This window comes from Gordonia sp. 852002-51296_SCH5728562-b (assembly GCF_001665475.1).
Classification (GTDB): domain Bacteria; phylum Actinomycetota; class Actinomycetes; order Mycobacteriales; family Mycobacteriaceae; genus Gordonia; species Gordonia sputi.
On the sequence record NZ_LZMI01000126.1, the window covers coordinates 38274 to 61661 of the forward strand.

The 23388-nt window shown below is 65.7% G+C and carries 19 protein-coding genes and 1 pseudogene; 14 read left to right on the forward strand and 6 right to left on the reverse strand.

The window, feature by feature from the left end; genetic code table 11:
• Nucleotides 1-28: 28 nt before the first annotated feature.
• The 3 genes from trhA to A5766_RS20825 are packed head-to-tail and all read right to left on the reverse strand — an operon-like array spanning nt 29 to nt 2182.
• A complete protein-coding gene (gene trhA, locus A5766_RS20815; protein ID WP_005202038.1) occupies nt 29-697 on the reverse strand; it encodes a PAQR family membrane homeostasis protein TrhA in 669 nt (222 codons plus the stop codon).
• Between the two features lie 37 nt (nt 698-734).
• A complete protein-coding gene (locus tag A5766_RS20820; protein WP_064865443.1) occupies nt 735-1745 on the reverse strand; it encodes a TIGR03617 family F420-dependent LLM class oxidoreductase in 1011 nt (336 codons plus the stop codon).
• Entirely contained in the window at nt 1742-2182 is a 441-nt protein-coding gene (locus tag A5766_RS20825) for a MarR family winged helix-turn-helix transcriptional regulator (protein WP_005202036.1), read from the reverse strand. Before A5766_RS20825 ends, A5766_RS20820 begins: the two co-directional genes overlap by 4 nt.
• Before the next feature lie 86 nt (nt 2183-2268).
• Here A5766_RS20825 and A5766_RS20830 point away from each other — a divergent pair, with 86 nt between their 5' ends.
• Nucleotides 2269-3360, forward strand: a complete 1092-nt coding sequence (locus tag A5766_RS20830) for a hypothetical protein (protein WP_064865445.1) — start codon at nt 2269-2271, stop codon at nt 3358-3360.
• Between the two features lie 40 nt (nt 3361-3400).
• Nucleotides 3401-4183, forward strand: a complete 783-nt coding sequence (locus A5766_RS20835; RefSeq protein WP_064865447.1) for an isoprenyl transferase — start codon at nt 3401-3403, stop codon at nt 4181-4183.
• Here the strand turns inward: A5766_RS20835 and pdxR are convergent.
• Nucleotides 4150-5637 carry a MocR-like pyridoxine biosynthesis transcription factor PdxR gene (gene pdxR, locus A5766_RS20840; protein ID WP_064906222.1) on the reverse strand — a complete coding sequence of 496 codons (1488 nt, stop codon included), beginning with the start codon at nt 5635-5637 and terminating at the stop codon, nt 4150-4152. The two genes, A5766_RS20835 and pdxR, sit on opposite strands and share 34 nt — an antisense overlap.
• Nucleotides 5638-5761: 124 nt before the next feature.
• Between pdxR and A5766_RS25575 the strand changes: the two are divergent.
• Together A5766_RS25575 and A5766_RS20850 are read left to right on the forward strand one after the other, a co-directional pair.
• Nucleotides 5762-6534: pseudogene (locus tag A5766_RS25575) on the forward strand (NAD(P)H-binding protein).
• Nucleotides 6531-7010, forward strand: coding sequence for a carboxymuconolactone decarboxylase family protein (locus tag A5766_RS20850; protein WP_064906226.1), 480 nt, complete (start codon nt 6531-6533; stop codon nt 7008-7010). The pseudogene A5766_RS25575 and the gene A5766_RS20850 overlap by 4 nt, the downstream one beginning before the upstream one ends.
• Nucleotides 7011-7146: 136 nt before the next feature.
• Here A5766_RS20850 and coaA read toward each other — a convergent pair whose 3' ends face one another.
• Nucleotides 7147-8088: a type I pantothenate kinase gene (coaA, locus tag A5766_RS20855; RefSeq protein WP_064865640.1), complete on the reverse strand. Its 942-nt coding sequence runs from the start codon at nt 8086-8088 to the stop codon at nt 7147-7149.
• 98 nt (nt 8089-8186) lie between these two features.
• Here coaA and A5766_RS20860 point away from each other — a divergent pair, with 98 nt between their 5' ends.
• The 4 genes from A5766_RS20860 to A5766_RS20875 all read left to right on the forward strand — a co-directional run bounded on the left by A5766_RS20860 (nt 8187) and on the right by A5766_RS20875 (nt 13340).
• Nucleotides 8187-9425 (forward strand): hypothetical protein, encoded by a 1239-nt coding sequence (locus tag A5766_RS20860; protein WP_064865457.1) that lies wholly within the window; start codon nt 8187-8189, stop codon nt 9423-9425.
• Nucleotides 9426-9480: 55 nt separating this feature from the next.
• Nucleotides 9481-10758 (forward strand): serine hydroxymethyltransferase, encoded by a 1278-nt coding sequence (gene glyA / locus A5766_RS20865; protein ID WP_064865641.1) that lies wholly within the window; start codon nt 9481-9483, stop codon nt 10756-10758.
• 74 nt (nt 10759-10832) lie between these two features.
• Nucleotides 10833-11705 (forward strand): acyl-ACP desaturase, encoded by an 873-nt coding sequence (locus tag A5766_RS20870; protein WP_064865459.1) that lies wholly within the window; start codon nt 10833-10835, stop codon nt 11703-11705.
• Nucleotides 11706-12032: 327 nt separating this feature from the next.
• Complete coding sequence (locus A5766_RS20875; RefSeq protein ID WP_064865462.1) at nt 12033-13340, forward strand: PhoH family protein; 1308 nt, start codon at nt 12033-12035, stop codon at nt 13338-13340.
• 441 nt (nt 13341-13781) lie between these two features.
• Here the strand turns inward: A5766_RS20875 and A5766_RS20880 are convergent, their stop codons facing one another.
• Nucleotides 13782-15173: an NAD(P)/FAD-dependent oxidoreductase gene (locus A5766_RS20880; protein ID WP_005202020.1), complete on the reverse strand. Its 1392-nt coding sequence runs from the start codon at nt 15171-15173 to the stop codon at nt 13782-13784.
• Nucleotides 15174-15373: 200 nt separating this feature from the next.
• Here A5766_RS20880 and A5766_RS20885 point away from each other — a divergent pair, with 200 nt between their 5' ends.
• From A5766_RS20885 to A5766_RS20910, 6 genes are all read left to right on the forward strand, one after another.
• On the forward strand, nt 15374-17026 hold the full coding sequence (locus A5766_RS20885) for an amidohydrolase (RefSeq protein ID WP_039854268.1): 1653 nt from the start codon (nt 15374-15376) through the stop codon (nt 17024-17026).
• Complete coding sequence (locus tag A5766_RS20890; protein WP_064906228.1) at nt 17023-18138, forward strand: ABC transporter ATP-binding protein; 1116 nt, start codon at nt 17023-17025, stop codon at nt 18136-18138. The genes A5766_RS20885 and A5766_RS20890 overlap by 4 nt, the downstream gene beginning before the upstream one ends.
• Complete coding sequence (locus A5766_RS20895) at nt 18135-19319, forward strand: polyamine ABC transporter substrate-binding protein (protein ID WP_005202016.1); 1185 nt, start codon at nt 18135-18137, stop codon at nt 19317-19319. Before A5766_RS20890 ends, A5766_RS20895 begins: the two co-directional genes overlap by 4 nt.
• Nucleotides 19316-21169: an ABC transporter permease subunit gene (locus A5766_RS20900; RefSeq protein ID WP_005202015.1), complete on the forward strand. Its 1854-nt coding sequence runs from the start codon at nt 19316-19318 to the stop codon at nt 21167-21169. The genes A5766_RS20895 and A5766_RS20900 overlap by 4 nt, the downstream gene beginning before the upstream one ends.
• 85 nt (nt 21170-21254) lie before the next feature.
• A complete protein-coding gene (locus tag A5766_RS20905; protein ID WP_005202014.1) occupies nt 21255-22079 on the forward strand; it encodes an SDR family oxidoreductase in 825 nt (274 codons plus the stop codon).
• A 43-nt stretch (nt 22080-22122) separates the two neighbouring features.
• On the forward strand, nt 22123-23388 hold the full coding sequence (locus A5766_RS20910) for an acyl-CoA dehydrogenase family protein (protein WP_064906230.1): 1266 nt from the start codon (nt 22123-22125) through the stop codon (nt 23386-23388).

Here is a 23388-nt window from a genome sequence, read left to right on the forward strand (position 1 = left end):
GCAGGCGGCGGCTCGTCGGGACGCGCTGTCAGGCGGCAACGACCAGCCAGACCGCGATGTAGTGCAGTAGCGCGGCAATGGCTGTGCAGACGTGGAACACCTCGTGATGGCCGAACGTCGTCGGCCAGGGATTGGGCCAGCGCAGTGCGTAGAGCACTCCGCCGACGCTGTAGAACACCCCGCCCACCGCGAGCAGGATCAGTACGAGCCAACCGACATGTGCGACGAGCGTCGGGGCGACGGCGATGATGACCCACCCGAGCAGGATGTAGAGCGTGACCCCGAGCCAGCGGGGCGCGCCAGGCCACGCGATCTTCAGTGCGACACCGGCGACCGCGCCGACCCAGACGATGCCGAGCACCCACCACCGCATCGGACTCGGCAGACCCATCACACAGAACGGCGTGTAGGTACCCGCGATGAACACGAAGATCATCGAGTGGTCGGCACGCTTCATGTGTATCTGAGCGCTCAGCGATTTCCACGCGATCCGGTGATACGACGCCGAGGTCGCGAACAGACCGACGACGGTTGCCGCGTAGACGGCACAGGCCACCGCGGCTCCCGGTCCACGTAGCCAGCCTGCGCCGATGACAAGGGCGACGCCTGCGACCACTGCGACGTAGGCCGACCACTGATGAATGACGCCGCGGAGGCGAGGTCTGTCGGCGACAGCGGTCACCAGGGCTGAGTTCACGTAAGCTACGGTACCGTAACTTTGGGTGAGAACGCTGTCAGCCGAGTGTGGCGATGATCGCCGCGAGCTGGTCGACGTCGATAGGTGTCGGCTGATAGATGCACACCTCGTCGACGCGGACGTCGAGATCGCGCAGCGCGTCGAAGGCGTCGACGCGGGCCCGGATCTGCTGTGCGACGTCTGCGGGACCACCGACAGCGGCGATCGTGTGCAGTAGCTCGTCGTCGATGAGATCGGCCATCTCGGCCCACCGCCCCTGCTTCGACAGCGCATTGAGTTCTGGCTGCAGCTGCTCGGCGCCGTGCGCTGCGAGGACGGGCCGGTAGGCGGGCGTCGAGCCGTAGAAGGCGAGGAGTCGTCGAGCGGCGGTGTGGTCGGTGCCCACCGAGACGATCACCTCGGGGATCACGGTGAAGCCGCGGCCGTGATCGCGTGCGGCGAGGCCGCGTCGAATGTTCGGGACGGTCGTCGATGCCAGAAAGTCGGCGGTGGAAAACGGCATCACCAACACTCCGTCGGCGTGCTTTGCCGCGGCGCGCGTCATCAACGGCCCGAGCGCGCCGACGAACACCGGCGGCCGACCGAACGGGTTGGGGCCGGGGTTGAAGGTGGGCGTCATCAAGGTGTGACGGTGATAGGCCCCTTCATAGCGCAGCGGGGCTCCGGTCTCCCACGCATCGAAGATGGCGTTGATGGCGCTGACCTTGTCGGCCATGCGGCCCACCGGGTCGTCGAAATCAGCGCAGAACCGCTTCTCGATCTGCGGGCGCATCTGCGTTCCCAAGCCGAGTCGAAATCGGCCGCCGGAGAGCAACTGAAGGTCGTTGGCCGCGTGTGCGAGGTGAATCGGATTGCGCGGGAAGGCGATTGCGACGTTGGTCAGCAGGGTGAGTTCCGGCACCGACGCCGCAACGACGAGCGGGGTGAACACATCGTGCGGACCCTCGAAGGTGAACAGCCCCGCTGCACCCGCGCGGGCGAGGTCGGTGGCTCGCTGTGCCGCGCCCGTCGGCTCGAACAGGGCGGTCGTCACGGCTATCGGGGTCATGTCGCGTCGGCGTCGTTGTAGCGGCGCAACAGCGTTGCGAACAGTTCGAGATCGTCCTGCGTCCACGTGTCGAGCCTGCGTGCGATGGCGTCTCCACTGCGTCGGCGGATCTCGCCCAGGGTGTCGAGTGCCTCCTGGGTCACTTCCAACGACTGCGACCTCGACGACGTCGCGTCCTGCGTGCGGCGCAGCAGACCACGGCGACGGAGCTCGCCGAGCTGGCGGCTGGCCGTCGACTTGTCGATATTCGCGGCCCGCGCCAGTGACGCCGCGTTGATTCCCGGGTTGTCCGAGATCAGTGCGAGGAGAGAGAACTCGACGAAGGTCAGGCCGCCCTCGGCGTAGATGTCGCGGGCGCCGTTGCGCAGCCGCCGCGACAGCGTGACCAATTCCTGCCCGACGACTTCGGCGGCATCGGGTTGCTCGGGTGAAGCCATAGTTGTATATTACAACCTATCCAAGTTGCATTCTGCAACCATTCCTGGTGAACGATCGTGTTCCCGACTAGCCCAGAAGGTAATCGATGTCCGCTGCTCCCACCCATGCGTTGTCGATCAAGACCATCGCGTCGCATGTCGCCGTTCCGCTCGTCATCGGTGCCGTGATGGCGCTCGCCTATCTCGGCGGATTCCACAAGCCCGATCCGCACGATCTGCGCATCGATGTGGTCGGTGCCGGTACATCGACCCAGGTGGCCGCACAGACTCTTCAGCAACAACTCGGCGACCACGTCTCGATCCGGACCGTTGCCACCGCCGATGAGGCGCGCGCGGCCATCGAGCACCGGGAGATCGCGGCGGCCTTCGAGCCGAAAGCCGACACGCCTGTCCTCTACGTCTCGACAGCAGCGTCGGATCCCACAGCGGTGACGGTCGAACGGATCTTCAACGGCGTCACGATCGCCAAGGACCAACCGCTGAAGATCGTCGACGTCGTGCAGGCTGATCCGCAGCGCGATCCGTCCGGACAGAGCATCTTCTTCTTCCTGGTTGCACTCACCGTCGGCTCGTACGGATGCGGAATCGCGATCGCCGTCGCCGCAGGTGGACGCAGGATTCGCGTGCGTCTGGGGTTCGCGGCGGTCTGCTCGGTGATCTCTGCCGCGGTGACCACGGCGATTGCCGTGTGGGTGTTCGACGCCCTGCCGGGTGCACAGTGGCAGATCTTCGGGCTGTCGATCCTCTACGCCCTGGCGACCATGCTATTCGCGATCGGGCTGCACCCGTTTATCGGTCGATTCACGACGCTGGCGATGGTCACTATCTTCGTCGGGTTGAACTTCACGACCAGCGGCGGCGTGTTCGCGCCTGCGCTGCAACCGAAGTTCTTCGCCGTCCTGCACGACTTCTGGATCGGCGCAGGCCTGAACGAGGCGTCGCGCAACCTTGCCTACTTCCCGCAGGTGTCCAGCGCAGGCGATATCGCGAAGATCATCGGCTGGCTCGTCGTCGGCGCGGCGCTCGTCGGCATCGTTGCGCTGCGGGACCGTCGAAACGTCGTTCAGGGTGCAGTAGAAGGCGCGGTAGAAGCGAGTCCTGCCGCTGCCGGGCGACACGAGCGCGACCAGCTCACCGAGGAGGAGGCCGAAGAACTCGCCGAGGATGTCGTGGCCTGATTCAGTGTGCCCTTAGAGGTGAGGTCTAATCTGGTTCGCGATGAAACTCCTACCCGATCGTCTGCGTCGGCCGATGCTCTCCGTGTACGAGCGGCGGCTGATCCAGTTGACGGACGAGAACCGATTGCCTCAGCACGTGGCGATCATCTGCGACGGCAATCGACGATGGGCTCGCGAGGCGGGCTTCGAAGATGTCAGTCACGGACATCGGGTGGGCGCACAGCGCATCGCCGAGATGCTCGAGTGGTGCGCCGAGCTGGGCATCGAGACGGTCACCATCTATCTGCTGTCCACCGAGAATCTGCAGCGCGCCTCCGACGAACTCGACGCGCTGATGGAGATAGTGCCCGACATCGTCGACGAGATCGCCACCCCCGACGGGCACTGGCGGGTGCGCATCGTCGGAACCCTCGATCAGCTCCCCGAGGCTGCGGCCCAGCGTCTGCGCAACGCCGCTGAACGCACCCTCGACAGATCGGGCATGAACGTCAACGTGGCGGTCGGGTACGGGGGCCGACAGGAGATCGCCGACGCTGTGCGCGCGGTCCTCGTGGAGAAGGCCGAGGCGGGCGCGACCGTCGACGAACTCGTCGACGCGGTCACCGTCGAGGCGATCGACCGCAACCTGTACACCAAGGGACAGCCCGACCCCGATCTGGTCATCAGGACGTCGGGGGAGCAGCGGCTGTCCGGATTCCTGCTGTGGCAGAGCGCGTACTCGGAGATCTGGTTCACCGACGCCTATTGGCCCGAGTTCCGTCGGGTCGATTTCCTGCGTGCGCTGCGCGACTACTCCGCGCGCAGTCGGCGATTCGGTAAGTGATCGTCGAGTAGTTCGATGAGCGCGGTCACGTCGGCGTCGAATGTCGAGACCGGCGGCGTGCCGAAGCCGACGAGGATTCCTCCGGTCGGCTCACCATGGGCGTCGCGAAGGCGCGGGGCGTCCGGATGCCGTAGGGCGTCGAGCCCTCCGAGCGAGAAACCCCGCTCGTAGGTTGCCGCGAGCACAGACGCCTCGACGTCGACGGGAACGGGTAACACCGCGTGCAGGCCGGCGGAAATACCCATGGTTGGGATCTTGTGCGCGTGCAGTCGCTCGATCAGCGCCTGCCTGCGGTGTCGATAGAACTGCCGACTGCTTCGAATGTGCTTGTCATACGAGCCGGTTTCGATCATGTCGGCCAATGCGAGCTGATCGACGATGCTCGCATCAGTTTCGCGCATTCCCTTGGCCCACATCACAGTTGAGACCAACGCCGGTGGCAGGACCAGCCAACCGATGCGTATCGATGGGGACAGACTCTTGCTGACCGATCCCGTGTAGATGATGTGATCGGGAGCGAGCGCCTGCATCGCGCCTACGGGCTCGCGGTCGTAGCGCAGTTCGCCGTCGTAGTCGTCCTCGATCAGGAATGCGTCTGTCGCCCTTGCCCATTCGATGGCCGCCGCTCGGCGCTGTGGAGCAAGTGGCACCCGGATCGGGGACTGGTGGCTTGGGGTGAGCAGGACGGCCTGGGGTGTGACGGCAAGGCCGGCCAGCGCTGTCACGTCTGCGCCGTCGTGGTCGACCGGAATCGGTGACACGAGTGCACCGCGCCGGGTGAACGGGTCTCGAAAGAAGGGTAGGCCGTACGCCTCCGCCGCGACGGATTCACGAAAGAGAGTGCGTGCCAGAAGATTCAACGCCGACAGAACCGACGTGGTCAACACGATCTGGTCGGGATGAGCACGAACGCCACGTGCGCGGGCGAGGTAGCCGGCGAGCGCGACGCGTAGGCGTTCACTGCCGTTGGGCGGCGTCGGACCGAACGCGGAGTCGTCGGCTGTCGAGATCGCCCGCCGCATCGACCTGATCCATGCTGTACGCGGGAACTGCGACGTGTTGGGCTGGCCGAGGGAGAAGTCATGTGCGACGCGTGGTGCGGACACGACGGTCGTGAACGATTCGCCTGCGGAACCCGGCGACCCGAAACCCGCTGCGACCGTGGTGCCCGCGCCCTGCCGCGCGGTCAGCCAACCTTCTGCGATCAGTTCGGAATACACCGAGGAGACGGTCCCGCGAGCGAGGCCGAGGTCGGCCGCGAGCGATCGGTAGGGAGGCAGGCGCATGCCGGGTGTGAGGCGACCGTCCGCGATGGCGCTGCGCAATTCGTCGGCGAGCCGCGAGCGCAGTTGCGCGCTACGGCCTCGGGTGGGCGCGTCGGGATCGGGCTGCAGATCGAGATAGAGGTCGGTCCCGAGTCGCTCGGCGAGCGCAGACCATCGATCACCTGTCATCACGCCTCCTGAATTGACGCACAAGAATACGTCTCGATTGAACCTCATTTCTGGATCAATCTGCCACTAGCGTTGACGGTGTTGCGTTCAGAGAAGGCAGACGATCCGAGAGGAAGTAGAACCGATGACGACGGTGGTGTTCGGAGCGAGCGGTGAGATCGGTGCGCGACTCGCCGACGACCTCGAACGGCGAGGCGAGAAAGTGGTTCGCGCGCAACGGTCGTCGGGAGTCGACGCGTATGCGGGCACCGGCATGCGGGAGGCGTGCGCGGGTGCCGACACGGTGATCGACTGCACCAACGTGATGACGACGCGCGGTTCGACAGCCGTCGACTTCTTCTCGACGGTTGCGCGCACCATCGCCGAAGCCGCCGCGGCGGCGGGTGTGCGACGAGTCGTGTGCGTGTCGATCGTCAATGCCGCAGACCCGGCGGTGAACGCGAAATTCGGCTATTACCAAGGGAAAGCTGCGCAGGAGAAGACCTACGCTGACAACGTCGACGCCGGACACTTGCAGATCATCCGATCGGCACAGTGGTACGAACTGGCCGATCAGATGCTGACCCGCGCACGACTCGGTCCGATCGCTATGGCTCCGCGCATGGTGTGCCGCCCACTGGCCGCCGTCGACGCCGCAGGACTGATCGCAGACGCTGCTCTATCCGACGACCTATCGGACCGGCAGATCGCCGGACCCGGGCAGCACGATCTCGTCGATCTGGCGCGCGCGGTTGCTCGGCGCGACGGATCACCCCGAGGGTTGTGGCAGTCCCGTTCGGCGGGAGAGCATTTCGCGACGGCGGACTCATGCCGCGCGGAGCATTCGACAAGACCTCGACCACATTCGACGAGTGGCTCGAAGCAAGTCCACCCACTACAGAAAGGGCCAACCGATGACCACCACAGCACAAGAAGCCGCCACCACGCGCAGGCTCTGGATGCTCGAGCAGAATCCGAACGTGTACAAAGCGCTCATCGCATTGCAGCTTGCGTCGTCGGAGGGTCTCGAGCCCGAGCTGATCGAGCTCATCAAGATCCGCGCATCACAGCTCAACGGGTGTGCCTACTGCCTGCGCATGCACGTCGCCGATGCGCTCGCGATGGGAATCGACCCGATGGTCATCGGTCTGATCCCGGTCTGGCACGAGGCCGTCAACCATTTCGACGAGCGGCAGCGATCAGCCCTCGAGCTGACCGAATACGTGACCCGAATCGGCGAAGAGGGAGTTCCCGACGACGCGTTCGAGCGTGCACGGGCGGTGTTCGACGAGGTGGAGCTCGGCCAGGTCGTCGCGTCGATCGTGATGATCAACGCCTGGAACCGCGTCGCCATCGCGTCGAAGTACCCGTACGAGCTCGACGAGCGGAAGTAGCGCCGCTGACCCGACGCTGAATGTGTGTCGAACGTGAGGATGTGGGTGCTGCAGCACCCACATCCTTCGATTCGACACACATCCTCGCGCGGCCTACAGCTTCGCGCGGCCTACATCTTCGCGCAGCCGCGCGAACTCACAACTTGCGCAGCCGGACCCGGTTGATGGAGTGGTCAGAATCCTTGCGCAGCACCAGGGTTGCGCGCGGGCGGGTGGGGAGGATGTTCTCCCGAAGGTTCGGCAGGTTGATCGACGTCCAGATGTCGCGGGCAGCGGCACGCGCCTGGTCGTCGGTCAGTGACGAGTAGTGGTGGAAGTGCGAGTTGGGGTCGGCGAACGACGTCGACCGCATCTGCAGGAACCGCGAGATGTACCAGTTCTCGATGTCGGTGGTCTTCGCGTCGACGTAGATGGAGAAATCAAACAGGTCCGACACCATCAGCGTCGGACCTGTTTGCAGCACGTTGAGGCCTTCGAGGATCAGGATGTCGGGCTGGTGCACGTAGTGCATGACGTCGGGAACGATGTCGTAGGTGAGGTGCGAATAGACCGGCGCTGTCACCTCGCGCGCCCCCGACTTGACCTCGGTGACGAAGCGGAGCAGGCCTCTGCGATCGTAGGATTCGGGAAATCCCTTGCGGTGCATGATGCCTCGACGTTCGAGCTCACGCGTGGGAAGCAGGAAACCGTCGGTGGTGACGAGGTCGACCTTCGGGTGCGACTCCCAGCGGGCCAGGAGCGCTGCCATGATGCGGGCGGTCGTCGACTTTCCGACGGCGACGCTGCCCGCGATCCCGATGACGAACGGAACCTGCTTGGTGGTCTGCCGGTCGCCGAGGAAGGTCGACGTCGCTGCAAACAAGCGCTGCCTCGCGGCGACCTGCAGGTGGATGAGTCGCGACAGCGGGAGATACACCTCGGCGACTTCTTGGAGGTCGACGTTCTCGCCCATACCGACGAGCTGGTCGAGCTCGTTCTCATTGAGCACCATCGGCATGGATTCACGCAGGTTACGCCATTGCTTGCGATCGAGTTCCAGATAAAGACTGGGATCGCGGCCGGTGGTGTCGCGCGCCATCAGAGGGCTCGTCCCATCGGCGATCGCGGGTCGCACCTCGTCGTCATGGCCTACAGCTTAGAAGGACGCGTCGACGCCGCTGTCGGTAGCCTTCCACCATGGCAACGGCGTACAGCGGTTCGGCAACCCCCGATACGGATCTGGTCACCGACTATTTACGGCTCGGCCTCGCCTTCGACCGTCTCGAAGAGGGCTTCGTCGACGCCTACACCGGCGACCCCGCACTGCGCGCAGAGGTCGCGGGAGGTCCGGCCCCCGACCCCGCCGTGCTGGCCGACCGGGCCCGCGGTCTGCGATCCGAACTCCCTGCGGGTCTGGCCCCCGATCGGGCGGCGTTCGTCGACGCGCATCTGCGCGCACTGGAATGTTCTGCACGCAAATTCGCGGGCGAGCCCATCGGATTCGTCGACGAGGTGCGCGCCTACTTCGACGTCGACATCGCGCCCGCCGACACCGACGATTATCGAAAAGCGCACGGCGAGTTGGCTTCTGCGCTCGGCACACCCGATGCGAGCGGGCCGGTGCTCGCTGACGCCTACGCTGCCTACCGTCGCGCCGACGAGATCCCGCCCGAGCGCGTCGACGAATGCGTCCGCGCCTTCGGTGGTGCGCTGCGTGAACGGGTCCGCGACGTTTTCCCGTTGGCGGACAACGAGATCGTCGAATTCGAGGTGGTGACCGACAAGCCGTGGTCGGGCTTCAACTACTACCTCGGCAACTATCGGTCGCGGGTGGCGATCAATGCCGACCTCACGCAGTACATGTCGTCGTTGCCGCACCTCATCGCACACGAGGCGTATCCCGGTCACCACACCGAGCACTGCAGAAAGGAGCAGATCCTCGTCGGCGGTGGACAGACCGAGCAGACCATCTTCCTGGTCAACACGCCGCAGTGCCTGATGGCCGAGGGGCTTGCCGACCACGCGTTGCACGCGGCCGTCGGCGACAACTGGGGACTCTGGGCGCAGGAGATCTACGCCGACCTCGGACTGCGATTCGACGGCGAGCGCGCACAGCGGGTCGGCGGGGCGTCGTCGGGACTGCTGACCGTGCGCCAAGACGCCGCGCTGATGCTGCACGATCAGCACCTCGACGTCGACGTCGTCGCGGGCTTTCTGCAGCGGTGGCTGCTCGCGCCGTCGGAGCGGGCGCGACAGATGCTGCGGTTCCTGACGTCGCCGTTGTGGCGCGCGTACATCTCGACCTACGTCGAGGGCTATCGGCTCCTGGGTGAGTGGCTCGAGCAGGTGCCGCAGGACGCGCGGCTCGCGCGATTCGGACGCCTTCTCGACGAACCCCTGACCCCAGCTCTGCTGCGTGCCGAACTGGGCCAATAGACTGGGCGCCATGAGCGAGAATCCCATCTCCGCGAACACCGCGAGCCTGAACTCGATGTCCCTGGCAGAGGTCGATCCCGACGTGGCGGCCGCGATGAACGGCGAACTGAGCCGCCAGCGCGACACACTCGAGATGATCGCCTCGGAGAACTTCGTTCCGCGGGCCGTGCTGCAGGCACAGGGCAGCGTCCTGACCAACAAGTACGCCGAGGGATATCCGGGTCGCCGCTACTACGGTGGCTGCGAGTACGTCGACGTCGTCGAGGACATCGCACGCAACCGCGCGAAGGAACTCTTCGGGGCCGACTTCGCCAACGTTCAGCCGCATTCGGGCGCGCAGGCCAACGCCGCGGTCCTCATGGCACTGATGAACCCGGGGGAGCGGCTCCTGGGCCTCGACCTCGCGCACGGCGGTCACCTCACCCACGGCATGCGTCTGAACTTCTCGGGCAAGCTCTACGAGAACCACTTCTACGGCGTCAGCAAAGAAGACTTCTGCATCGACATGGACGAGGTGCGCAAGATCGCCCTCGACGTGCAGCCCAAGGTGATCGTTGCCGGCTGGTCGGCATACCCGCGCACCCTGGACTTCGACGCCTTCCGTTCGATCGCCGACGAGGTCGGCGCCTACCTGTGGACCGACATGGCGCATTTCGCCGGACTCGTCGCCGCCGGCCTGCATCCCAACCCGGTGCCTGCGTCGGATGTCGTCTCGTCGACGGTGCACAAGACTCTCGGCGGCCCGCGCTCGGGCATCATCCTGGCCAAGCAGGAGTGGGCCAAGAAGCTCAACTCGGCGGTGTTCCCGGGGCAGCAGGGCGGACCCCTCATGCACGCCATCGCCGGCAAGGCCGTCGCACTCAAGATCGCGGGCACCGAAGAGTTCGCCGATCGGCAGCGTCGTACGCTCTCGGGCGCCAAGATCCTCGCCGAGCGGTTGACCGGCTCCGACGTCGAGAAGTCGGGCGTCTCGGTCCTCACCGGCGGCACCGACGTGCACCTGGTCCTCGTCGACCTGCGTAACAGCACGCTCGACGGTCAGCAGGCAGAAGACCTCCTCCACGAGGTCGGAATCACGGTCAATCGCAACGCGGTGCCGTTCGATCCGCGTCCGCCGATGGTCACCTCCGGTCTGCGGATCGGTACGCCCGCACTCGCGACCCGCGGCTTCGGTGACGAGCAGTTCAGCGAGGTCGCCGACATCATCGCCACCGCGCTCGCGGCAGGGCCTGACGCCGACGTGTCTGCGCTGCGTGGCCGGGTCTCTCGCCTGGCACTCGACTTCCCGCTGTACGACGGGCTCGAGGAGTGGGGGCTGATGAGCCGGGTCTGACCTGGACATCTGGCCAGCTTCGAGATGTCGGGGCGGTTTGAAATCGCCGCCTACGCATCCGTATCCTTGGCGCGGTGAACGTACTGAGCGAAGACGAACTGATCATCGCGCTGGAGAAGGCCCTCCCCGAGGTGGCCGAGGATCACCAGCTCGCGTCTGCCGTGTGGAATCCGCACGAGTACGTGCCGTGGGACGACGGCCGGAACTTCGCCTTCATGGGCGGCGACGACTGGGACCCCTCGCAGCAGACGCTGTCCGACGAGACAGCGGCCGCGCTGCTCGCGTTGCTCCTGACCAAGGACAACCTGCCGTCGTATCACCGCATCCTGGCCAAGTACTTCCCGGCCTTCTCCGACTGGCGTCAGCTCGTCGGCGTGTGGACCGCCGAGGACAACCGCCACGCCGTGGTCCTGCGCGACTACCTCGTTGTCCGCCGCGCGATTGATCCGGTCGACGCCGAGGAGCGTCGTCGAGTCCACGTCACCGCCGGTTACCGGCAGAACGAGGCGCAGGTCGACGAACTCAAGCCGCTCGACGTGCTGGCACTCATGGCCGTGCACGAGGCGCAGAGCGTGAAGTTCATCGAGAAGATGCAGGCGTCGGTCGCCGACGACATCCTCGCGCAGATCCTGCACAAGGTGGCGGGCGACGACGAGGTGTCGTCGCGCACCTTCGTCAACCTGCTCGGCGCGGGACTCGTCGCCGACCAGGACACGGCCGTGATCGCGCTCGACAAGGCGCTCGCACGCGGACTCGACGAACCGATCGGATTCGACGTCGTCGACTTCGACGAGCAGCGCGCACTGATCGCCGACTACCAGGGCGAGGCCACGATCGATGCAATCGCGGCGTCGATCGTCGATCAGTTGAAGCTCGAAAGTGTCGACGGGCTGAACGACGAGGCAGCCGCGGCCAAGGCCAGGATTCTCGCTCGCGCCGGTCGCTGACCGACACATTTTCCCTGCTGACGGACGTATCGTCCCCGCGGCATCGCTTCTGCGCGTCGTGGTTCGACGATACGTCCGTTTACGCATATTTCACGTAGACACACCCGTTTACGACGCGCCGGAACGTCGTCATCCGCGTACGTTGACCAGTGACGGGCCGCGGGGAAGCGGTTCGTCCGGGAGGTTCACATCGTGGGTTGCACCAGCAGCACGAGGGGGCCGGCCCCGGTCCTCGTCCATCTCGGCTGACGCCGGGTAAAAGGACAAGAACCAGCCGGTCATCGAAGAACTGGTTTGTGCGGGTGCCGCACAAACGTAGGAGCCCACGTGACCACACGCACCTACGTCCTCGACACCTCCGTGCTGCTCTCAGATCCCTGGGCAGTCACACGATTCGCTGAACACCACGTCATCTTGCCGTTGGTTGTCATCAGCGAACTCGAGGGCAAACGTCACCACCACGAGCTTGGATGGTTTGCACGTGAGGCATTGAGATTGCTCGACGACCTGCGGCTCGAGCACGGCCGACTCGACGTCCCGCTGCCGATCGGCGACGAGGGCGGCACCCTGCAGGTCGAGCTCAACCACACCGATCCCGCGGTGTTGCCCGCCGGATTCCGCACCGACAGCAACGACTCCCGCATCCTCGCGTGCGCACTCAACCTGCGCGCCGAGGGCAAAGACGTCACGCTGGTGTCCAAGGACACGCCGCTGCGCGTCAAGGCGGGTGCCGTCGGACTCGACGCCGACGAGTACCACGCACAGGACGTCGTCGTCTCCGGATGGTCGGGCATGGCGGAGCTCAACGTCGACCAGCCCGTCATCGACACGCTGTTCTCCGACGGGGTCGTTGATCTCGACGCTGCACGAGAACTGCCCTGCCACACGGGAGTTCGGTTGTTGGGCCACGGCTCGTCGAGTGCCCTGGGCCGGGTCAACGAGGCCAAGCAGGTCCAGCTGGTCCGGGGCGACCGTGAGGCATTCGGGCTGCACGGGCGTTCGGCTGAGCAGCGGGTCGCACTCGACCTGCTCCTCGACGACAGCGTCGGCATCGTGTCCCTCGGCGGCAAGGCGGGCACCGGAAAGTCGGCGCTCGCGCTGTGCGCCGGCCTCGAAGCCGTGCTCGAACGTCGGACGCAGCGCAAGGTCGTCGTCTTCCGTCCGCTGTACGCGGTCGGCGGCCAGCAGCTCGGTTACCTGCCCGGCGGCGAGGCCGAGAAGATGGGGCCGTGGGCGCAGGCGGTGTTCGACACGCTCGAAGGCCTCGCGTCGCCCGAGGTTATCGAAGAGGTGCTGAGCCGCGGAATGCTGGAAGTGTTGCCGCTCACGCACATTCGCGGTCGGTCACTGCACGACTCGTTCGTGATCGTCGACGAGGCGCAGTCCTTGGAGCGCAACGTACTGCTGACGGTGCTGTCCCGACTCGGCACAGGCTCGCGGGTGGTGCTCACCCACGACGTCGCGCAGCGCGACAACCTCCGCGTCGGACGCCACGACGGCGTCGCGGCGGTCATCGAGAAGCTCAAGGGGCACCCGCTGTTCGCGCACGTGACCCTGACGCGCAGCGAGCGCTCGCCGATCGCCGCGCTCGTCACCGACATGCTCGAGGAGTTCGCCCCGGGCGCGACGTACTGACCGCGGGGTGGTCTCGACAGGCTCGACCAGCGGGGAATCCGCTGGTCGAGCAGCCGCGAGGGACGAGCGGCGTGTCGAGACCACTTGCGCGCGGCCGGGATTCGAGCGGTGTGGGGTGGTCTCGACAAGCTCGACCAGCGGTGAGGGCTCGACCAGCGGTGAGGGCTCGGCCTGCGGGAAAGGCTCGATGAGCTCAGTTCCGGATTGAGCTGCGCGCATCATCCGCTGGTCGAGCAGCCGCGAGGGACGAGCGGCGTGTCGAGACCACTTGCGCGCGCCCGGGATTCGAGCGGTGCGAGGTGGTCTCGACAAGCTCGACCAGCGGTGAGGGCTCGACCAGCGGCGGGGTGGTCTCGACAAGCTCGACCAGCGGGGAAGCTCGACCAGCGGTTGGAGTTCGACCAGCGGGGAGGGCTCGACCAGCGGGAAAGGCGAGACCACCTACGCCCGCCCGGAGATCCGATCCGCCACGCGGGCAATGACATTCGACTTCGACGACGTCGAGGCCAGCTCTCGGCGGTCCGCGGCGCGGTAGGCGCCGTACATCGACGCGACCCCCAGCCAGCGCAGGGGTTCGGGCTCCCACTTCTTCGCGTGGTGCGCGACCCACGGCAGGTCGGTGAGTTCTGTCCGCTGCCCGACGACCAGGTCGCGCAGCGTGCGGGCGGCGACATTCGTCGTCGTGAGTCCCGACCCCACGTAGCCGGACGCCGAGCCGATACCCGTCGTCGGGTCGAAGTCGATCGACGCCGACCAGTCGCGGCTCACCCCGAGCACGCCGCACCACGCGTGTGCGATCTCGACGTCGACCGTCGCGGGGAAGAGCTCGTGCAGGGCGTCGACCAGTGACTGCGCGGTGCGCTCCTGGGTTTCGCCGTCGTGGTCGATCCCGGAGCCGTACCGGTAGGGGACGCCGCGTCCGCCGAGCGCGATCCGACCGTCGGCGGTGCGTTGCGAATAGGTGTAGGCATGTGCCGTCTCGCCGAGCAATTCGGCTCCACCCCAACCGATCTCGTCCCACATCGCGTCGGGTAGCACCTCGGTCACGATCATCGACGAGTTGAGGGGGAGCAGTGTGCGGCGTCGACCGGGCATGGTCGCGGTGAAGCCTTCGAGGCAGACCAGGATGGTCTCGGCACGAACGGTCCCGCGGTTGGTGCGGACCGATCGCGGACGGATCTCGATGGCGGCGGTGTCCTCGTGAATCGTCACACCTCGACGCTCGACGGCGTCGGCAACGCCGCGCGTGAGCTTCATCGGATTCACGCGTGCGCACTGTGGTGAGAACATCGCAGCCTGTGCACCACGGATCGAGAGTCGCTCCGCGAGGGCGGCGGCGTCGAGGTACTCCCAGTCGGTCGCATCGAGGTGATGTTCGGCATCGAGTTCGTCGCGCAGTCGCGATTCCTGCGCCGGGCACCGCGCGATGTGCAGCACGCCCGACTTCACGGCGTCGCAGTCGATGTGTTCGGCGGCGACGCGGGCGAGTACCTCGTCGACGCCCGCGCGCATGGTGGCGGTGAGTCGACGATTCGCCTCGAGGCCGTCGCGACCGCGCGACGCGGCGATGTCGGCGTAGTGCGACCGGTTGCCCGGAACCTCCGCCGACAACCAGCCCCCGTTGCGACCCGAGGCGCCGAAGCCGCAGAACTCCTTCTCGAGCACCGCGATGCGGGCGTCCGGAAGCGCCTCGCGCAGGTAGTACGCCGACCAGAGGCCGGTGAGTCCGCCGCCCACGATGGCGATGTCGACGTCGAGGTCTCCGCCAAGGGGCGAACGACGCCGGACGGGATCGATTGTCGAATACCAGAACGAGACATCTCCATTGCGCATGCCACAGACCGTAAGCCACCAAATGTTGCGAGCAGATTAAGAAGCATCCGTTCAGATGGTGAAAACCTGCGGAATCAGTGACGATTCTCCGCAAGTACATCGAATTTCGGTAGTCGATCCACCGCTTGGGGGAGCTTGTCGCAGTCGTCGGTCGTGAGGCCGTCGGCCCCGGCTGCCGGCACGGAAGGATCGCAACGCTCGTGGCAGTACCGCTTCCGGACACCGTTTTCCATTCGGGTCCGGTCTTCGACGGGCATCGACTTCACGACGGCATGGCGGTCGGCGTTCGCTCGGGGCGAGTGGTCGCGGTTGGCGCCGTCGAGCGTGTCGTGGCTCAGATCCCGTGGGCCGAGCGCGTCGACCTGAATGGACGGCTCCTGCACCCGGGATTCACCGATGCTCACATCCATGCGCTGTCAGCGGGCGTGGATCGCAACGCGTGCGACCTCACCGACGCCGAGGACGCCTCGCAGACCCTCGACGCGATCGCCGCGTACGCACGCGCCACCGACCGGGAGTGGATTGTCGGCTCGGGCTGGACGATGAGTCACTTCAATCGTGGCTGCCCCACCGCGACCGCCCTCGACGCCGTCGTCGCCGACCGACCTGCGTTCCTGCTCAATCGCGATCACCACGACGCCTGGGTCAACACGCGAGCCCTCGAACTCGCAGGAATCGACGCCACGACGCCGGACCCGTCGGACGGGCGCATCGAGCGAGCAGCGGACGGATCACCCACCGGGACGTTGCACGAGGGCGCGATGGACCTCGTCTCCCGGCTCGTGCCGCAGCCCGACGTCGACGAGCAGTACGCGGGCCTGCTCACCGCCCAGGAGTACCTCCACTCGCTCGGCATCACAGGGTGGCAGGAGGCCATCGTCGGCGAGTACCCCGGCATGGCCGACCTCGACTCGGTGTACACCGCCGCAGAGGAGTCGGGTGACCTCACCGCGGACGTCGTCGGTGCGTCGTGGCTGCCGAGAGACCTCGACCGCTGGGCCATCGACGACGTCGTCACGGGCTTCGCCACACGTCGGGCGAGCACCGCCGGTCGACGCTGGAGCATGCACTCGGTGAAGATCATGGTCGACGGTGTCGTGGAGAACCGCACCGCCGCGATGTCGGAGCCCTACTGTCACGACTGCGCGTGCGCGCCCGCCGACACCGGGCTGACCTACTTCGACCAGAAGGTGCTGACCGAAGCGGTCATCGCGTGCGATGCCGCTGGGCTCGACATCCACTTCCACGCGATCGGCGACGCCGCCGTCACCGCGGCGCTCGATGCTGTCGAGTCCGCGCGGGTCGCGAATGGCCTCACAGCCGGCCGACACCACATCGCCCATCTGCAGTTGGTTCGCCCTGAAGACCTGGGCCGCTTTGTTCAACTCGGCGTGACCGTCAACATGCAGGCGCTCTGGGCGTGCAACGACGACTCGATGGTGACGTTGGTGCGGGCCGCGATCGGCGACGAGCGTTATCAGTGGCACTACCCGTTCGGGTCGCTCGCACGGTCGGGTGCATCACTCGCGATGGGCAGTGACTGGGCGGTGAGCACCCCCGATCCCTGGGCCGCGATCTCGGTTGCGGTCAACCGCATCCCACCCGGAGAGGACGTCGAACCGCTTCTCCCCGCAGAGGCGCTCGACCTGACCACGGCTCTCGCCGCGTACACCAGCGGGTCGGCGCACCTGAACAGGCGGGGCCAGGTCGGGACGATTCGACCGGGAACACGCGCAGACCTGGTCATCGCTGACCGTAATCCCTTTGCAGGGCAACAAGATTCGCTTTGGCGCACCAGAGCCGACCTGACCGTCGCCGACGGTGAGATCGTTTATGAGAGGACCAACCCATGACCGCAGTCGAAGCCACGAAGCAGACGGAGGTGAGTGCCGCGCAAAGCGGCGCCATCTCGATGCACGGCGTGACCAAGATCTACGACAACGGCCACGTCGCGGTGACCGACATCGATCTCGACGTCGCCGCAGGCGAATTCGTCTCACTCCTCGGGCCTTCCGGCTGCGGCAAGACGACGCTGCTGCGCATGCTCGCGGGCTTCGAGCGTCCGACGAAGGGCGAGATCACGCTCGACGGCGCGTCGATCGTCAACGTTCCGCCGGAGCGTCGACCCGTGAATACGGTGTTCCAGTCCTACGCGCTGTTCCCGCACATGTCCGTCGCGCAAAACGTCGGATTCGGTCTGCGGCAACGCAAAGTCGCGAAGAAGGAGATCGGCCAGCGCGTCGCAGAAGCCCTCGAACTGGTGCAGATGACGCGGTTCGCCGACCGTAAGCCCGCCATGCTGTCGGGTGGGCAGCAGCAGCGCGTCGCGCTCGCACGAGCGCTCGCCAACCGGCCCGACGTCCTGCTGCTCGACGAGCCGATGAGTGCACTCGACCGCAAGCTTCGCGAGGAGATGCAGATCGAACTCAAACTGCTGCAAAAGGATCTGGGCACCACCTTCGTGTTCGTGACGCACGACCAGGAGGAGGCGTTGTCGATGAGCGACCGCATCGTCGTCATGAGCGAGGGGCGCGTCGCGCAGGTCGGTGACGGCAAGGACATCTATGCCAAGCCGGTCAACCGCTTCGTCGCCGATTTCGTCGGCAAGCAGACGTTCTTCGACGTCACCGGCGCGCTGAAAGACGGGCGACTGCCCACCACCGACGGACCCTTCGCCGTCGCAGACGATCTCGACGGTCTCAGTGGCGATCTCGTCGTCGCGATCCGTCCGGAGGCGATCTGGTTCGCCGAGGGACAGGCCGATATCGACGCCGCGGACAACGTCGTCTCCGGGACTGCGGCAGGCGTCTCGTTCCTCGGCGACTCCACCCAGGTCGTCGTCACCACCGACGCGGATACCGAGGTGCTGGTGCGTGGCGCAACCCGCAACTTCCCCGATCTTTCTGAGGGCCAGCGCGTCACATGCACGTTCTCGCAGGCGGATACGCGGGTGTTCACCAAATGAGAACTCAGCACGACATGGACACCGAGTCGACGACGGTGCGCGCGCTCGTTCCCAGGGCAGCGGTCTCGCGCATCACCCGACGCAGCTTTTTGGCCGGAATCGGCGTCACGGTCGCGGGTCTCGCGGTGACGGCGTGCGGTGGCGACAAGACCATCGCACCGTCGAAACCTCTCTCGGACGACGTCGAGGGTCAGCTGAACTACTACAGTTGGGGCGACTACGAGGACCCCGCCGATCTCGACGCCTACCGCGACAAGTTCGGGGTGCGCCTGCAGGTCGACGCCTTCGGCTCCAACGAAGAGATGATCGCGAAACTCGCTGCGGCACGCGGAACCTCGGGTTACGACGTCATCGTGCCGACCGGGGTCTACATCCCGCAGATGGTTGCGCACGGACTCCTCGACGAACTCGACCATTCGCGCATCCCCAATCTCGCGAATCTCGAAGAGCGGTTCTTCAATCCGCCGTGGAATCCACAGTCTCGCCACGCCGCCTGTAAGAACTGGGGCACAACGGGTTTCATGTATCTGAAGTCGCTGACCGACAAGACGCCGACGTCGTGGGCCGACTTCATCAGTCTCGCGCGGGGGCCTGCCAAAGGCAAGGTGAGCGTGGTCGAAGACCCGTGGGAGGTCGTCTCGATCGCGATGGGCGCGATGAACATCGACCCCAACACCACCGATGCCAAAAGCCTGTCGGCCGCGCGCAACATCTTGGTCAACCAACTCGCCCCGACCATCCAGGGCTACAACTCGTCGATCACGTCCATCGTGTCCGGCGGTTCGTACAGCCTGCTGCAGGCATGGAACGGCGACGCCCGGCTGACGCTGATGAACGAAAGTGACCCCGATAGGTGGGGATTCGTCTATCCGCTGCCGACGGCGAATCTCTTCACGGACAACTTCGCGATCGTGCGGGGCACCCAACATCCGGGGGCCGCGTACGCGTTCATCAACCACATGCTCGACCCCGAGGTGTCGTTCCGCGAACTCCAGTACATCGGATATCAGACGGGTGTGAAGGGCATGGCCGAGAAGGGTAAGGCAGCAGATCTGCCCTACCCGGAACTGCTGTTCCCCTCGGACGAGATCGTCGACCGGCTGGTCGTCGCGACCGTCGACTCCGCCACCCAGGAACGCACCGAGATCCTCAATCAGATGCAGGCGAGGAGTGCCCGATGACCACCGACATCCTGACGCCTTCACAGACCGGAAACCACCAACCCGAACCCGCTTCGGATACTCCCAAACCGCCACTGCGGCAACGACTCTTCGGCGCCGGAGGGCTGACCTTTCCCGCATGGGCGTATCTGGTCTTCTTCTTCGTCATCCCACTCGCGCTCGTCGTCTGGTACAGCTTCGGTTACAAGCCTGACCAGTTCACCACGTACGCGACCGACCGGCTGTCCCTCGACAACTACGGCGAGGCGTTCGGCGCGGACTATCGCTCGACCTTCACCAACACGCTGCAGATCGCGATCGTCGGAGTTGTGCTCACCCTGCTGATCGGCATTCCCTTCGCGTATTGGCTTGCGGTGAAGAGCAATCCGCGACGTCGACCGTTGTATCTCGCGTTGATCATCGTGCCTTTCTTCACCAACTTCCTCGTCCGAACGATCGGCTGGCAGATCACCCTCGCGCCGTCGGGTTGGTTGTCGAGCGCGATGCAGAGCGCGGGATTCGGCGAACTCGGCATCCTCTACACGCGTGCCGCCGTCCAGATCGGCGTCGTCTACAACTACCTGCCGCTGATGATCTTCCCGCTCTACGTCGCGATGGACCGGGCCGGACTCTCGCTCCGGGAGGCCAGCCGTGACCTGGGCGCCAACCGATGGACGACGTTCTTCCGGATCACATTGCCACTCGCGGCACCCGGTATCGCGTCGGGCGTGCTCCTGGTGTTCATCCCGCTGATGGGCGACTACGTGACGCCGTCGGTGCTCGGTGGGGCGAAGGGCACCATGGCGGGCCAGATGATCGCCGCGCAGTTCGAGACCGCGCAGAACTGGGCATTGGGTTCGGCGATGACGGTGTCGCTGATGCTCGTCGTGCTCATCTGTGTGGTGATCGCGGGCGTGGTGGTGCGAGCCGTCGTCACACTGCTCGACAGGCGCGTATTCAACGTGCCCGAGGTGGATACGGCAGGGGAGAAGCCGGGCCCGTTGGCGCCGTTGACGATGAAACCCATGCGGACCCAGCGAGATTGGTACACCTTCGCGATCAAGGCGTGGGCGGTGATCGTCTATCTGTTCCTGTTCCTTCCGATCGCGGTGATCGTGGTCTATTCGTTCAACACCGGCCGTCTGCTGCAACAGTTCGAATCGTTCGGCTTCACCGCGTACTCCGACGCCGTCACCAACGACACCATCGTGCGTTCGGTGCAGGTGTCGCTGGAGGTCGGCGTGCTCTCCGCACTGCTGGCAACGGTGCTCGGTGGGTTCGCCGGTATCGGAATCGGCATCTCGCGTCGGCCGCGATGGTGGTCGATCGGCCTCTTGGGGTTGCTCACCGTCACGCTCGTCACCCCCGATATCGCCGACGCCGTCGCCTTCCTGCCGTGGTACGTCACGCTCGGCGTCGACGGTGGCCTGAGCCCGTTCAACAACGGTCTCTTCCGACTCGTGATCTCGCATGCGGTGGTGTCGATGGTCGTGGTGACGTTCATCGTCCGGGCGCGAGTCGCGTCGCTCGATCCCGCGCTCGAGGAGGCTGCCGCCGATCTCTATGCACCGCCACTCGAGCGACTGCGCCACGTGATCCTGCCGGCGGCCATGCCGGGCATCATCGCGGGCATGCTGCTGGCGTTCACCTTCAGCCTCGACGACGTGGTGATCTCGACCTTCGTGCAGCAACCGGGGTACACGCCGTGGCCGGTCTACGTGTTCTCCAACGTGCGTGTCGCGCTGCGCCCGGAGGTCGCGGCGATGTCGACGCTGATGTTGGCGCTCACGCTGGCAGTACTCGCGATCTCCGCGGTGATCCTGCGTCGCAGCGGCGAGGACTCGAGTTCGATGGTGAAGATGCTGGGCTGACCGGGTCTGGGGGAACCTCGACCGAATCGAAAAAAGATCCACACCGTACTTGAACCTGAAATTGGGTTCAAGTACGGTTTCGTCTATGAACATCGACGGAAATGTTGCGATCGTCACAGGCGCGGCTGGCGGTATCGGTGCCGCCATCACGCGTGCGCTCATCGCGGGTGGGGCTCGGGTCGTTGCCACCGACCTCGACGACGACGCGCTCAAGCGCGCAGCGGCCGAGATTGATCCGAGTGGCGAGAACGTGGCGACGCTGGCCGGGGATGCGGGCTCGTCGACGCACATCGATGCGACCATCGCGCTCGCGGAGAGCCGGTTCGGTGCTGTGGACATCTACGTCGCGAACGCGGGCATCGGAGGTCGGCCGGGACTGTCGGCGTCGGATGCCGACTGGGACGTGGCGCTCAACGTCAACCTGCTCGCACATGTTCGTGCGGCGCGTCGCCTCGTTCCCGAATGGGTCGAACGCGGCAACGGCTACTTCATCTCGACGGCGTCGGCGGCAGGCCTGCTGACCCAGCTCGGGTCGGCCATCTACTCCACCACGAAACACGCCGCCGTCGCCTTCTCCGAATGGCTCAACGTCACCTACGGCGATGACGGCGTCAAGGTGAGCTGTCTGTGCCCGATGGGCGTCGACACCGCGCTGCTCCGTCCGCCGACGTCGCCGGACAACAGTGACGAAATGCTGATGCAGGCCGCCGTCGAGACCGCAGGCCGGGTGCTCACGCCCTCCGAGGTGGCCGAGGTGGTACTCGCAGCGATCGCCGACGACCATTTCCTGATCCTGCCGCACCCCGAAGTACTCGACATGTACCGCAACAAGGGTGCCGACTACGACCGCTGGTTGCGCGGGATGCGTCGGTACCAGAACACGCTCCGCGATCAGCTCACCAACGCGTGACACACCTGTTCTTCCGAAAGCCTTACACCACAAGGAGAATTTCATGAGTCTGTACGAGATATCGCCGCGCGCAGCGGAATACCGCCAGCGCCTGCTCGACTTCATGGACCAGTACATCTACCCCAACGAGGCCGTGTACGAGCAGCAGATGCGCGAGCTCGACAATCCGCACGCCAACCCGCAGATCCTCGATCAGCTCAAGGAGAAGGCACGGGCAGAGGGACTGTGGAACCTCTTCCACCCGCACAAGGAGTGGGGACCGGGCCTGAGCAACCTCGAGTACGCGCCGCTCGCCGAGATCATGGGTCGCGTCGTCTGGTCGTCGGAGGTGTTCAACTGCAACGCTCCTGACACGGGCAACATGGAGGTGCTCACGCTCTTCGGCACCGACGAGCACAAGGAGCGCTACCTCAAGCCGCTGCTCAATGGTGAGATCTCGTCGGCCTTCGCCATGACGGAGCCCGCAGTCGCGAGTTCGGACGCCACCAATATCGAGCTCTCGATGGTCCGCGACGGCGACGAGTACGTGCTCAACGGGCGTAAGTGGTTCGCGTCCAACGCGGTTCGCCCCGACTGCAAGGTGCTCATCGTGATGGGCAAGACCGATCCGACCGCGCCGACGCACAAGCAGCAGTCGATGATGGTCGTACCCACCGACGCGCCGGGCGTCACCATCGTGCGCAACCTTCCCGTCTTCGGATATGTCGATCGCGAGAGCCACGGAGAACTTGTCTTCGACAACGTCCGCGTGCCCGCGGCCGACGTACTCAAGGGCGAGGGCGAAGGCTTCGCCATCGCACAGGCTCGCCTGGGACCCGGCCGCATCCACCACTGCATGCGGACCATCGGAATGGCCGAGCGCGCACTGGAATTGATGTGTGCGCGTGCCGCGTCCCGAGTGACCTATGGTGAGCCGCTCGCCGATCGCGCGAACATCCAGGACTGGATCGCGGAGTCGCGCATCGACATCGAGATGGTGCGTCTGCTCACCCTGAAGGCCGCCGACATGATGGACACCGTCGGAAACAAGGCCGCCGCCACCGAGATCGCGGCGATCAAGGTCGCCGCGCCCAACGTCGCGCTCAAGATCATCGACCGTGCGATCCAGGTGTACGGCGGCGCGGGCGTGACCGACGACTTCCCCCTCGCCATGGCCTACGCACACATTCGGACACTGCGACTCGCCGACGGTCCCGACGAGGTGCACAAGCGCTCGATCGCGCGTCGCGAACTGCGCCCGTACCGCACCGGACCGGTTCCGGAAACCGTTGCAGGCGTTTCGGATCAGGCTCTGGCCGCGCGGTGGTGA